Annotated in this window: 13 protein-coding genes, 1 other RNA gene and 1 pseudogene; 5 read left to right on the top strand and 10 right to left on the bottom strand. The window is 68.2% G+C overall.

Translation table 11 applies throughout. The annotated features are described in order from the left end of the window. Positions 1–105 precede the first annotated feature (105 nt). Positions 106–1,197 (top strand): annotated as a pseudogene (locus ABIC35_RS16645) (ATP-dependent helicase C-terminal domain-containing protein); the annotation flags it as partial. 11 nt (positions 1,198–1,208) lie between these two features. After that, a complete protein-coding gene (locus ABIC35_RS16640) occupies positions 1,209–1,490 on the top strand; it encodes an ETC complex I subunit (protein WP_064311848.1) in 282 nt (93 codons plus the stop codon). 9 nt (positions 1,491–1,499) lie between these two features. Here the strand turns inward: ABIC35_RS16640 and ABIC35_RS16635 are convergent, their stop codons facing one another. The 5 genes from ABIC35_RS16635 to ABIC35_RS16615 all read right to left on the bottom strand — a co-directional run bounded on the left by ABIC35_RS16635 (position 1,500) and on the right by ABIC35_RS16615 (position 4,719). Continuing rightward, positions 1,500–2,030, bottom strand: a complete 531-nt coding sequence (locus ABIC35_RS16635) for an NUDIX hydrolase (protein ID WP_121073089.1) — start codon at positions 2,028–2,030, stop codon at positions 1,500–1,502. A gap of 10 nt (positions 2,031–2,040) precedes the next feature. Further along, the gene (locus ABIC35_RS16630; RefSeq protein WP_121073090.1) at positions 2,041–2,712 is read right to left on the bottom strand and encodes a TPM domain-containing protein; all 672 of its coding nucleotides are present in this window, start codon (positions 2,710–2,712) and stop codon (positions 2,041–2,043) included. Between the two features lie 2 nt (positions 2,713–2,714). Then, entirely contained in the window at positions 2,715–3,620 is a 906-nt protein-coding gene (locus ABIC35_RS16625; protein ID WP_183049285.1) for a TPM domain-containing protein, read from the bottom strand. Next, the gene (locus ABIC35_RS16620; protein ID WP_354278523.1) at positions 3,620–4,000 is read right to left on the bottom strand and encodes a TPM domain-containing protein; all 381 of its coding nucleotides are present in this window, start codon (positions 3,998–4,000) and stop codon (positions 3,620–3,622) included. Before ABIC35_RS16620 ends, ABIC35_RS16625 begins: the two co-directional genes overlap by 1 nt. Positions 4,001–4,128: 128 nt before the next feature. Further along, entirely contained in the window at positions 4,129–4,719 is a 591-nt protein-coding gene (locus ABIC35_RS16615) for a LemA family protein (protein ID WP_121073093.1), read from the bottom strand. Positions 4,720–4,864: 145 nt separating this feature from the next. Between ABIC35_RS16615 and mscL the strand changes: the two genes are divergently transcribed. Next, on the top strand, positions 4,865–5,323 hold the full coding sequence (gene mscL / locus ABIC35_RS16610) for a large conductance mechanosensitive channel protein MscL (protein ID WP_121073094.1): 459 nt from the start codon (positions 4,865–4,867) through the stop codon (positions 5,321–5,323). Here the strand turns inward: mscL and ABIC35_RS16605 are convergent. Beyond that, positions 5,320–5,751 carry an RrF2 family transcriptional regulator gene (locus ABIC35_RS16605; protein ID WP_066721336.1) on the bottom strand — a complete coding sequence of 144 codons (432 nt, stop codon included), beginning with the start codon at positions 5,749–5,751 and terminating at the stop codon, positions 5,320–5,322. The two genes, mscL and ABIC35_RS16605, sit on opposite strands and share 4 nt — an antisense overlap. A gap of 58 nt (positions 5,752–5,809) precedes the next feature. Here ABIC35_RS16605 and ssrA point away from each other — a divergent pair. Next, positions 5,810–6,155, top strand: a transfer-messenger RNA (tmRNA) gene (ssrA, locus tag ABIC35_RS16600). A 66-nt stretch (positions 6,156–6,221) separates the two neighbouring features. Here ssrA and ABIC35_RS16595 read toward each other — a convergent pair. Continuing rightward, positions 6,222–7,373, bottom strand: a complete 1,152-nt coding sequence (locus tag ABIC35_RS16595; protein WP_121073095.1) for a glycosyltransferase family 4 protein — start codon at positions 7,371–7,373, stop codon at positions 6,222–6,224. Between the two features lie 179 nt (positions 7,374–7,552). Here ABIC35_RS16595 and ABIC35_RS16590 point away from each other — a divergent pair, with 179 nt between their 5' ends. Beyond that, positions 7,553–8,257, top strand: a complete 705-nt coding sequence (locus ABIC35_RS16590; protein WP_121073096.1) for a fatty acid desaturase CarF family protein — start codon at positions 7,553–7,555, stop codon at positions 8,255–8,257. On the opposite strand, the gene ABIC35_RS16585 is transcribed toward ABIC35_RS16590, so the two are convergent. From ABIC35_RS16585 to ABIC35_RS16575, 3 genes are read right to left on the bottom strand one after another with little or no spacing between them, the layout of a single operon-like run. Then, on the bottom strand, positions 8,254–9,507 hold the full coding sequence (locus tag ABIC35_RS16585; RefSeq protein ID WP_121073097.1) for a capsule biosynthesis protein: 1,254 nt from the start codon (positions 9,505–9,507) through the stop codon (positions 8,254–8,256). The two genes, ABIC35_RS16590 and ABIC35_RS16585, sit on opposite strands and share 4 nt — an antisense overlap. Continuing rightward, complete coding sequence (locus ABIC35_RS16580; RefSeq protein WP_354278522.1) at positions 9,504–11,132, bottom strand: capsular polysaccharide export protein, LipB/KpsS family; 1,629 nt, start codon at positions 11,130–11,132, stop codon at positions 9,504–9,506. Before ABIC35_RS16580 ends, ABIC35_RS16585 begins: the two co-directional genes overlap by 4 nt. Beyond that, entirely contained in the window at positions 11,132–11,956 is an 825-nt protein-coding gene (locus ABIC35_RS16575; protein WP_354278521.1) for a 3-deoxy-manno-octulosonate cytidylyltransferase, read from the bottom strand. The genes ABIC35_RS16580 and ABIC35_RS16575 overlap by 1 nt, the downstream gene beginning before the upstream one ends. Position 11,957: the final 1 nt, after the last annotated feature.

Genomic DNA, 11,957 nt, shown 5'->3' with positions numbered 1-11,957 from the left:
GTTGGGGTGTTGGGGGTGTTTGGGATCCTGCGGCTGGGTTTTTTTTTTGGTTTGTTTTTGTGTTTTTTTTTTTTTTTTTTTGGGGGGGGGGGGGGGGGGGGCCCCCCCCCGCGGGGGGGGGGGGGGGGGGGGGGGGGCCCCCCCCCGCTCTCCACGCGGGATGCCGGTGCGAATGCCGGGGGCCCACCCCCCGGCCCCCTCCCGCGCCCGGGAGGGGGAGCGCAGGGAGAAGACGTCGCCCTCTGCGTCGCGCTCGCCTTCCCCGATCGCGTGGCCAAGCGCCGCGACGGTTCGGGGGAGGCCTGGGCCTCGGTCGGCGGGCGCGGGTTCAAGCTGGACCCCACCTCACCGCTCGCCCGCGCCGACTGGCTCGCCGTGGCCGAGACGCAGGGCATGGCGGCCGGCGCGCGCATTCTCTCCGCCGCGCCGATCGACGCGGTGACGGTCGAATCGCTGTTCGCCGATCGCATCGAGACCCGTCGCACCGTCACCTTCGACCCTGCCACCGGCCGCATCGAAGCGCTGCGCGAGCGCCGGCTCGGCGCCGTGCGCCTCTCCGGCGGCAGCGACTCGGGCGCGACGCCCGCCGAGATCGAATCGGCGCTGCTCGAAGGCGTACGCACCCATGGCCTCCACCTGCTCCCCTGGTCCGACACCGCGCAGGCGCTGCGCACCCGCGGCGCCTACGCAGGCATCGACGCGCTGACCGACGAGGCCCTGCTCGCCACGCTCGACGACTGGCTGCCCGCCGCGCTCGAAGGCAAGCGAAGGCTCGACGCGGTGGCCCCCGAATCGCTCACCCAGGCGCTGCAGGATCTGCTCGGCTGGGAGGGGCAAAAGACGCTCGATCGCCTCGCCCCCGCGCGCTTCGACACGCCCGCCGGTTCCAGCCACGCGATCGACTATGCCGCCGAAGCCGGTCCCACCGTCGAAGTGCGCGTCCAGGCGCTGTTCGGCCTTGCCGAGCATCCGATGATCGGCGGCAATGTGCCGCTGGTCCTCAGCCTCACCTCGCCCGCGGGCAGGCCCATCCAGACCACGCGCGACCTGCCCGGCTTCTGGAAGGGCAGCTGGGCGGCGGTGGCCAAGGAAATGCGCGGCCGCTATCCGCGCCATCCCTGGCCCGAAGACCCGGCTTCGGCCTCCGCAACGCTACGGACGAAAAACGCTGATGCAAGGGCGCGCGGGGCGCGCTAAAGGGTGGCCCCATGAAGTCCGCTCGCATCTATCAGCGCGTCAAGAACGCGATGCAGTCCGGCCGCGCCCGGACCGACAACTGGGTCCTCGAATTCGAGCCGCACACGCCGCAGCGACCCGATCCGCTGACCGGCTGGGCCGGCGGCGGCGAGACCGCGAACCAGGTCCGCATTTCCTTCCCGACGCTGGAAGCGGCCAAGGAATATGCCGAGCGCGAGGGCTATGCCTATCACGTCGTGCCCGCGCCGCAGCGCAAGCTCAAGCTCCAGGCCTACGCCGACAATTTCCGCTGATCGCCGGGCTTAGCCGGCGCGCCCCAGCAGCGCGCCGCTGAGCACCAGCAGCATCTTCACGTCGACCGCCATGCCCTGCGCACGACAATCGGCGATGAACGCGGGCAGCTCGGCCATCGGCACATGGTGGACCTTGATGTCCTCGCCATCGACGCCGCCGCCATCGCCGATGCGGGTGAGGCCGTGGACGCGGACCAGCGTGAAGCTCTCACTGACCATGCCGGGCGAGGCGAAATACTCGCCGAGTTCCTCGACGCGCTCGCAGGCATAGCCCGCTTCTTCCTCCAGCTCGCGCCGGGCGGCGGCCTCGATCGTGTCGCCTTCCTCGGTATCGCCGACGAGGCCTGCGGGCAGCTCGATGCAGCGGCGGCCGAGCGGCACGCGATATTGCTCGACCAGGATTACCCGGTCCTGATCGTCGATCGCGACGATCACCACGGCGCGGATGCCGCCGGTGCGCCCGACATATTCCCATTTGCCCTGGCGGAACACAGTGATCCACTTGCCCGCCCAGGGGGTCTCGATCGGTTCGTCGGTCATGGGCACGCCCTTAGAGCTCGATCAGCCGGTCGGGAAGCTCGTTCACGTCGTCCGCCGCGCGCGGGAAATGCTCGGCCAGCACGATGCCGATCTGCGCGACCGCGGCCGCCATGCCCTCGGCCGGGCGACCCTCCTTCACGTCGGCGAGCAACGCCGCCATCGCCGCGCCCCACACTTCGGGCGTGACCCGCGAATGGATCGCCGAATCGGCAAGGATCTCGGCGCGATGCTCGGCGAGGCTCAGATAGAGCAGCACGCCCGTCGAGCCCGTGGTGCGCTTCTCGGCCGCGGTGCGGAACAGCGTCAGCGCGCGGGCATGGACCCGGCGCGTCTTGGTCGAACCCGGGGCGAGCGCGATCCGGAGCGCGTCCTTGGCGAGCACCACCCGCACGACCAGGAAGGTGAGCGACGTCACCACCAGCGCGGCAGTGAGGTACCAGTGCGCGGGCACGGTCTGCGCCCAGGGATCGATCAGCCGGGTATGCAGCCATTCGATCGGCCAGGGCTGCCAGGCGAGCAGCGCCAGCACCAGCAGCATGGCGAGCACCGCCCAGTGGAGCGCGACATCGGCATAGTCGTCCGAGCGCCGCGCGAGCACCGTGACGATCTCGCCGCTGGTACCCTGTTCGGCCTGCGCCACGGCTGCCGCGACGCGCGCGCGATCCTGATCGGTCAATCGCATCCTCACCAGCTCCCCGAAGCGCCGCCACCACCGAACGACCCACCGCCGCCGGAGAAGCCGCCGCCGCCTCCGCCGCCGCCCCAGCCGCCGCCTCCGCCGCCGCCCCAGCCGCCGCCACCGCCACCGCCCCAACCGCCATGGTCGTCGTCATCGTCGCGGTGGCTCGCCGCGCGGCCGATCTCGTTGGCGATGGTCCACAGCACGATCGGCAGCATGCCGCTATCATTGTCGCGGCCGCGATAGGCCTGGCCGTCCCAGGGCCCCGGCCGCCGCCGGCCGCCGAAGCGCGCGAGCATCGGCACGAGGATGACGACCAGGATGATAAACCAGACGAGCAGCCCGATCGGCAGCCCGCCGCCCTGGCGCTTGCGGGCGGAAGACTTGGTCGCTGCATCCTGTGCCGCCTTGGCCTTCTGCTCGGCCGCCTCGAGCGGCTGCTTCATCTGCTCGGCAATGGCCTGCGCACCGGCGACGATGCCGCCCGCCATGTCGCCCGCCTTGAACTTGGGGACGATGGTCTCGTTGATGATCTGGCTCGACAGCGCATCGGTCATGATTGGTTCCAGGCCGTAGCCGACCTCGATACGCACTTTTCTGTCCGCCGGTGCGACGATCAGGATTATGCCGTTATTGGCGCCTTTCTGCCCGATTCCCCAGGCCCGGCCGAGCTGATAGCCGTAATCGGCAATGTCATAGCCCTGCAGGTCTGGGATGGTCGCGACCACCAGCTGGCGGCTGGAGGCCTGCTCCACCTCCGTCGAGAGCTGGGTGAGCTGCGCGACCTGCTCGGGAGAGAGCAGATGCGCGTCGTCGACCACGCGTCCGGTCAGCTTGGGGAAGGTCGGGTCGGCGAGCGCCGGCAGCGGCATCAGCACGAGCAGGGCCAGCAGGAAACGCAACAGGATCATCAGCTGATCTCACGAAGAATGGAAGTAGCGCCGGCGTCGATACCATCGGCCATCGCGCCTTTCCGGAAACGCGGCAGGATGTCGTTCTGGATGATGCGCGCGGCCTCGGCATCGGTCAGCGCCTTGCGCAAGCCATTGCCGACTTCGATCCGCACCTTGCGTTCGGCGGGGGCGACGACCAGCAGCACGCCATCGTCATAGCCACGTCTGCCAATTCCCCATCCATCGCCGACCCGCTGACCGAAATGTTCGATCGGTTCGCCCGCAAGACTTGGTACCGTCACGATAACGATCTGGTGGCAGGTGCGCACTTCGGCCTGCGCAAGCCGCCGAGTAAGACTGGCGGCCTGCGCAGGCGAAAGGAGGTGCGCGTTATCCACCACCCTGCCCGTCAGTCGAGGCAACGGCCGCTGGTGCTCGCCGGCGACAGCGACGGGCGGTGCTGGCGTCACCTTCGCAACGGGGCAGCCGTGCAGTAGCACGGCGCTCGCAAGGAGCGCCGCGTGGATCAGTTGCCGTTCCCGAGATTCACCGTCGGCGCGACGTCGGCGCCGGCCTTGGCCTGGAACGGCGTCATCGGCTTGGCGCCGTAGAAGATCTTCGCGCCCACCGCGTCGGGGAAGGTGCGGATGCGGGTGTTATAGTCCTTCACTGCCTGATTGTAATCGCGGATCGCGACCGTGATCCGATTCTCGTTGCCTTCCAACTGGCTCATCAGCGTTGCGAAGTTCGCCTGGCTCTTAAGATCAGGATAGGATTCCACCGTCGCTAGCAGGCGTGAGAGCGAGCCGCTCAGTTGCTGCTGGGCTTGCTGGAACTGTTGGATCTTGGCTGGATCGTTCAGATCGTTGGCGGACAATTGCACCGAGCTGGCCTTCGCGCGCGCATTCGTCACGTCCGTCAAGATCATGCCTTCTGAGGCGGCGGCAGCCTTCACCGTCGAAACGAGATTCGGCACCAGATCAGAGCGGCGCTGATATTGAAGCTGCACATCGGCCCACTTCGCCTTGGCATTCTCCTCGGCGGTCGGCACGCTGTTGAGTCCGCAGGCCGAGAGCGACAGGGCTGCGATCGGCACGAGTGCGGTACGAAACTTCATGGGGAAGCAACCTCCAAATCCCATCAACGGGGTGTCTTATACGACGCCTACACCGTGGGGAGGAAGCGAAATCGGTTCTCGGGGGTTGGCGTGGGGATGCGACTTCGGCAAGGTCGTGATGCCTTCGCAATGGGAGAGATGGCGAATGTTGAAGGAATTCAGGTCGTTCATCGCGCGCGGCAACGTGCTCGATCTCGCGGTGGGCGTGATCATCGGCGCGGCGTTCGGCAACATCACCAAATCGCTGACCGACGACATGATCATGCCGCTGGTCGGCTGGATCTTCGGCGGGGTGGACTTCTCCGGCTATTTCCTTCGGCTCGGCGCAATCCCGGCGAGCTATACCGGCTCGCCGTCCAACTATGCCGCGCTCAAGGCCGCCGGGGTGCCGCTGATCGGCTTCGGCCAGTTCATCACCGTGGTGATCAACTTCCTGATCCTGGCCTTCATCGTCTTCCTGCTGGTGCGCACGGTGAACAAGGTGATCGCCGCAGCCGAGCGCGACAAGGCGACCGGCGATGCGCCGCCCGCCGCCGATCCGGCCGATGTCGTGCTGCTGCGCGAGATTCGCGACGAGCTGAAGAAGCGCAACGCGGGGGTTTAGGCCGCCGCGAGTTCCTCCGCCGCGGCATCGGCGAGGCTGGTGCCGTCGAGGATGCGGGCAGTCTCGTCGCGCACGCGCGCCATGGCGCGGCGGATCGCGCAGGCGGCCTCGTCCTTGCAGTCGTTGCACGGGCGATAGGCGGTGCGGCTGACGCAGGGAACCAGCGCCAGCGGCCCCTCGATCACCCGGATGATCTCGCCCAGCGAGATCAGATGCGCGGGCCGCGCGAGGCGATAGCCGCCCATCTTGCCGCGGGTGGAGACGAGGAAGCTCGCCTCGCGCAGATCGGCGAGGATCAGCTCCAGGAACTTGCGGGGTACGTTCGCCTCGGCGGCGATGCGGTTCATCGGCACGGGCGCGCCGGCGATCGGCTGTTCTGCGAGGAAGAGCATTGCGCGGAGCGCGTAGCGGGAACGCTGCGTCAACATGATGCACTCTCCATGCCAACCGAATGGGGCCGTGGAAAGGCCATATTCCTTCCAACCTGACCTTTTCATTAAGCGCAAAGCGCCTATATGGGTTCGTGCCGGGTTCGCCCGGCTATGGCGATAAACAATGGCGTATAATAGATGCAGCGGACCCGGGGGCAGTACCCGGCGGCTCCACCATAAAAGGTGGTGTATCTGGACACCGTTTCTGACGGGGCCGAACCAGGATCGACGTGTATTGAAAAGCGCTGTCTTCGCTCGGAATGGGACCACCGCAACGGCCCATTACACAAGTGCCAACGATAACGAAGCACTCGCTATTGCGGCGTAACCTCACGGCTTAACGGCCTAAGGTTATTCTAAAATGCGCGGTTGGGCCACACCGGGCAACAGAAGTGGACTCCAGCGGCCGCCAGGGGGGCCGGGCAACAGAACCCCCTGGACCTTACCTGCGTCCCGTATTTTTCCGATCAGAGCGTGGCGAGCCAGGGCTCGACCGCGGCGAAATGCGACTCCCAGCTGGGCATGGTGTAGCCGCGCACCCGGGCAAGCTGCTGCTCGCGGATCTCGCCTTCCTGCAGATGGTGTGCGATCGCCGCGATCCAGCTCGCGCCGTCCAGGGGGTCGCAATAGATCGGCAGGTCGCCGGCCAGTTCGCGAAAGACCGGCAGGTCGCTCGCCACCACCGGCGTGCCGACGCCGAGCGCCTCCACCACCGGCAGGCCATAACCCTCTGCAAAACTAGGCATCAGCAGCGCGCGGGCGCCGCGCAGATAGCCGGCGAGCGCGCTGTCGCCGCAGTCTTCGATCACCTCCACATGGCCTTGCAGCAGCGGCAGCCGATCGAGCATCGCCAGCGCGGTCTGCGCTTCCCAGCCGCGCTGGCCGATGATGACCAGCTTGGGGCAGGCGGCGGCATTGTGCTCGATCAGTCGGCGCCACAGCTGGAGCAGCAGGACATGGTTCTTGCGCCCCTCGATCGTGCCGAGCGTGACGAAATAAGGCCGGTCGAGTGCGATCGGCGCCGCGTCGGACGGCAACGGATGGCCGCCGAGCAGCGCCGGCAGCATCGGCGGGCAGGGCTTGCCCTCGGCGGCGGCGAAGGCGGCGAATTCGTCCAGTGTCGCCTGCGAGTTGCCGATGATTCCGGTGGCACTCGCCAGGGCATTGGCCATGCGGCGATGGTGACGAACATCCTCGCCGATCCGGCAGAATTCGGGATGGGTGAGGGGGATGAGGTCGTGGATCAGATAGACCGGCCGCACCTGTGCCCGCGCGGCCCAGGCGACGAGACCCGTCGCGTCGAGCCCGGTGTGGCCGACGTTGAGATAGAGCCGATCCTGCCCGAGCTGCCCGCCGCGCTGGGCCACCACCGCGCGCATCGCCAGGCGCGGCGCGCGGCTGCGGAACTGCGGGCCGCCCTCGCGGATGAGGCGGAAGATCGCATCGGACAGCGCGGGGGTTAGGATCTGGCGCAGGTTGCCGCGCTGAACCACCGCCTGCGCGCGATCGGCGAACCGGTCCACATAGGCCAGGCACACCCGGTCGATCCCGGTGGGCAGGCGCCCGGTCCAGGTCCGCCAGATCAGGCGGCTGATATCGATGAGGAGATCGCGCTGCATTGCTGTGGTGAGTTCAGTCCGTTGGGCCGGATCGAGCGATCGGAGAAGCAAGCATGGTCACGATGCAGCGTCGCTTGCGCCTGCGCATCGGACAAATCAAGCCGTTGATGCAGGGCAAGGCAATGCGTAGGACGCACGCTAGCACCAGCCGATCATCGGTGGAGACGAGTGAGACTGTGATGGCGCGACGTATTCTGATGCCGCTGTTCCTTGCGTCGCTCGCGGCCAATCTGGTCGCGGCGCTGCTGGATCCCAGCTGGTGGGCGATTCCGGCGCTGCTCGCGGGCTGGTACGCCGCCGATCTCGCCTCGGGCCTCGTCCACATGTACATGGACTATCGCCCGACCCCGGCCGGCAAGGGACTGGATGCACTGTATTTCTATCCCGGTTCGCGCGAGTCCGATCACTACAAGGCGCTGTGGCGCGAGCGGATGGCAAAGGTCAGCCCGCTCGACCGGCTGGTCTATGACTTCAAGAACCACCATCCGCGCCCCGATGCGCTCGGCCGCCGCGACCTGTGGCGGCTGATCGGCAGCACGGTGATCCTGGGGGCGCTACCCTTCTCGGTGCTGCTGAACCTGCTGGCCTATACCGGTCTGGTGCCCGGCTGGGTAGCGGCGGGCGGCGTGGCGCTGATCGTCGGCGGGGCCTTTGCGCAATATTTCCACGGTTCGCTGCACCGGGAACGTAATCCCTGGATCGTGCGCGCGATGCGGCGCTGCGGGCTGCTGATGACGCCGGCGGCGCACCAGCTGCACCATGATACGCTGCAGCGCGACTTCGCGACCAACTGCGGCTGGTCGAACCCGCTGGTCAACCGGCTCTTCCTTGCCGGCCGCCGCCGCGGCTGGTTCGACGATGCCGGGCTAGAGCCGACTGCCTAGATGAACAGCGCGGTCTCGCTGATCCGCGCAATCTCTTCCGTGGGCTCGCCGAGCAGCCGCTCGATGCTGTTTGCCACCAGGATATCGGTCGCCGATTCGCTGGCAAGGCCGCCCCGCACCAGGCAATGCGCGTGCAGCACCCGGCGGAAGGCATCGTACAGCGCCATGTCCGGTGCCTGCGGCGCATCCCAGAACCGGTCGAGATGGCCCTGATGGGTCACGCCCGGGATGTCGTAGATTGCCTCGCCCAGCACGATCACCGGCTTGCCCGCGGCGAGCGCCAGCGTGCCCGAGGTGCTGTTGACGCAGACCATCCCGCGCGCCTCGCGCGCCAGCCGGCTGAGGTCGCCACCCTCGAGATGGTGGACGCGGTCCGCGATGCCGAGCGCCTTGGCCCGCTTCTGCAGGAAGGTTCGCCAGTTGTGGAAGCCGCAGTCGAGCGGATGCTCCTTCACCAGCAGATGCGCCTCGGGCGGAGCGCAGTGCGCGAAGCTGTCGAGCACATAGTCCGCCGCGGTCATCATCGTGCCGAAGGGCGAATGCTCGCGGATCTGGTAGTCGCCGGTCAGCTGCAGCGGAAACAGGAAATAGGGTTTGCTCGCTACCGTCGCGAGCGTCGCCTGCGCCTGCGCAGCGCGGCGGCGGCTGAGTGCGAACTTGCGCAGCCAGCCGAAACCTTCGACGATGATCAGCCCCTTGCGATGCGAGCGATAGAAGGGGAAGCGGAACCGGCCGGTGATCACCCGGTGGTAATACCAGTAGGAATCGCGCGCGCGCCGGTTGAAGCTGGCCGTGATCGTCGGCAGATCGGGCAGCGGCGGCAGCGTGCGGGCACGTTCGAGCAATATTGCGGGATCGCGCTCCAGCGTCGAATGGCCGTTCACCCCGTCGGGTTCCAGCGTCATCCAGTCGGGCCGGATATAGCCTTCCTCATAGACGTGGATCGCCACGCCGCGCAGCTTCGCCAGCTGGTGGGCCGCCAAATGCATCGGACGGCAATCGCCGTAGAGCACCAGATCGGTGATGTCGTGTTCGCGGACGAAACGGTCGAAGAAAATCGGCCATGCCGCCATGCGCCCGCGATAGTCGACCGCGCCTTCGGGCCAATCATAGCGGTCGCCGCCGTTCAAGTTGATTCGATGAACCGCGCAGCCGCGCGCCTGGAGCTCGCGGCTCAGCTGCCAGAAAAACGGACCCGGCGGACCCTGAAGAAATAAAAAGGATCGGCGTAACGGCCGCACATGCTTCATCGCCCGGTTCCCTTGCGCGCGAAGCTGCGTCTAGCCTTCCCTTGCAAGGTACGCAATCGCTCGAGCAAGGTCGGCGTAGCAGCCACATCTGCAATCATACGGTCCACCAATAGTTCCACCGGACAGGGCAGCCGGGTGACGGGATCGAGGTAGCGCGGATACAGAATCAATACTGCGGCGACGAGTTCGGCGAGGCTGCGTCGCGCGGTGCGCCGGTCCGGAACCGCGGCCAGATCCCGGGTGAGGCCCCAGCCGGCATAGAAGGGAACGCCGTGGGTGAACACCTGCTTGCCGCGCAGCAGCGCCTCGAACCCCGCCAGCGAGGTGAGCACATGGAGCGCGTCGACCATGTCGAGCAGCGCCGAAATGGGCGCCGTCCGCTCGATCCGGTCGGCATGGGCCAGCGCCACCGAATCCTCGATCGCACCCTTGCGATGGCCCGCCTCGACGTCCGGGTGCGGCTTGTAGATCAAATAGGCGTCGGGTTCGGCGGCACGGGCGGCGACCAGCAGGTCGAGATTGGTCTTGCCCGCGGCGCCGCACAGCACCGAGCGATCGTCCTCCACCTGCCCCGTGACCAGCACATGGCGCCGTTCGCCTGCCGGGCGCGCGAGCGCGGCACCGCCGCGGCCATATTTGCTGAGGCCCGCCGCGACGATCCGCGCCATCAGCGCCTTCGCGCGGTCGAGCAGTGCGGGTGCGAAATCGCCGCGCTCGATCAGGGTCTCAAGGTCGCTGGGGGCACTGGGGTCGAAATGGACGCCGCTACGATCCACTGCGATCGACAGTGGCGGCACGCAATTGGCGCCGAGCCCGACCGATCGCACGAAGCCGTCCTCGATCTCGCCGATCGGCCCGCCCGTCGAATCGATCCGCCGGAGCATCGCCGGCGGCACCCGCGATCGCCACAGCAGCGTCGTGCCGCCCGCCGCGCCGCCGCCCCGATAGCGCGGGCCGCGCGCGCCGTTCCATAGCAGCGCCTCCACCGTCTCGCGCTTCCAGCCGGCGACGCCGAGTACGCGGGCCACGTCGCGATTACCGTCAATCAGCGTGCGCCATTCGCCGAGCAGCGTCAGGATCCGCTCGATCGGAGCGGGCGCACCGGTAAAGGGGTCGCGGTAGCGGCGACCCGCCAGCAGCTCGGCCGCCACGACGCGCTCCAGCGCTGCCGGATCGCTGCCGTCCGCCAGTGCCGCAAAGCGCCCGGTGCCGAAAAGGCGCACCTCGCAACCCGCCAGCGCCGCAACCAGCGCGATCTCGCTGTCGGCATCGGCGAACACCGTCGTGGCACGGGCGACCAGCCACCACGGATCGGCAGGGTCTAGCTTCAACAGCCCGGCGCTGGCCGCCCCCGTCGAGACGCCGCGCGCGCCGGCATCGGCGGGGGCCGTGGCGAGCATCGTGCGCAGCTGGGCGGACGTGCGCGGCACGAAGAGCAGGTCGCGCGCCGAGGAAAGCGCCGGCTGCGCCTGCCAGAAGCCGGCCCCGACGCGAAGCGCGCGCAGCTGCGCGACTACCGAAGCCGGATCACCCGGTGCCGCCCCGGCGGCGGCTACCTCCAGCGGCGCGACGCGCGCCCGCGGAAAGGGCGGCATGCGCAGAAAGGCCGCAGCCGGCCGCGGCATCAGGCGATCCCGCGGGCCGCGAGCGTCGCTTCGATGGGGGCGAGATCGGTGGGATTGTTGAGTTCGATCGGGTCCCAGCCGGGCGCGTCGAGCACGATCACGTCGATCGGTATGCCATGGTGGAGGAAGCGCAGCTGCTCCAGCCCTTCGGCCAGTTCCGCCGGGGAGGGAGGCAGCGCGCGGTAGCGATGCAGTGCTTCGGGCCGATAGGCGTAGAGGCCGAGGTGGAGCAGCACGGGATTGTCAGCGTCCTTCGGCGGCGCGCCCAGGAAGGGCAACACGCGCTTGGAGAAGTACAGCGCCCGGCCCGCAGCGTCGGTTATCGCGGTCGTGCCGCCGCTCCGCCCCGCCGCCTGGTCGGCCAGCAGATGGGTGTAGACGGAGGCGGAACAGCGCATGGCGACCGTGGCCACCGCGCATTCGGGGTGCTGTTCCATCCGATCGGCCAGCGCCGCCACGAAATCGGGCGGGGTGAGCAGCGCGTCCCCCTGGAAGTTGATCACATAGTCAGGCGCGATGCCCAGCGCATCGATTGCCGCGGCGACACGCTCGGTGCCGTTCGCGCAGGATTCGGGGGTCATCACCGGCGCTTCGCCCAGTGCCCGCACCGCGTCGGCGATCCGTGCGTCGTCGGTCGCGACGTGCAGCGGGAGGTTGCGCCGCGCTGCGTGAGCGGCGGCAATCGTCCGCGCGATCAGCGGCTGCGCCACGCCCGTCGCGCCGCGCACCGGCGCCAGCGGCTTGCCGGGATAGCGCCCCGAGGCATAGCGCGCGGGAATCACGATCACGCCGCCCGACATGCGCGCCATTTCGTCTCCGGGCATG

The sequence above is a fragment of the Sphingomonas trueperi genome (genome assembly GCF_040545965.1).
Taxonomy (GTDB): Bacteria; Pseudomonadota; Alphaproteobacteria; order Sphingomonadales; family Sphingomonadaceae; genus Sphingomonas; species Sphingomonas trueperi_C.
Note: the sequence above shows the minus strand (reverse complement) of the source record. Positions and strands in the feature narration are given on the sequence as shown.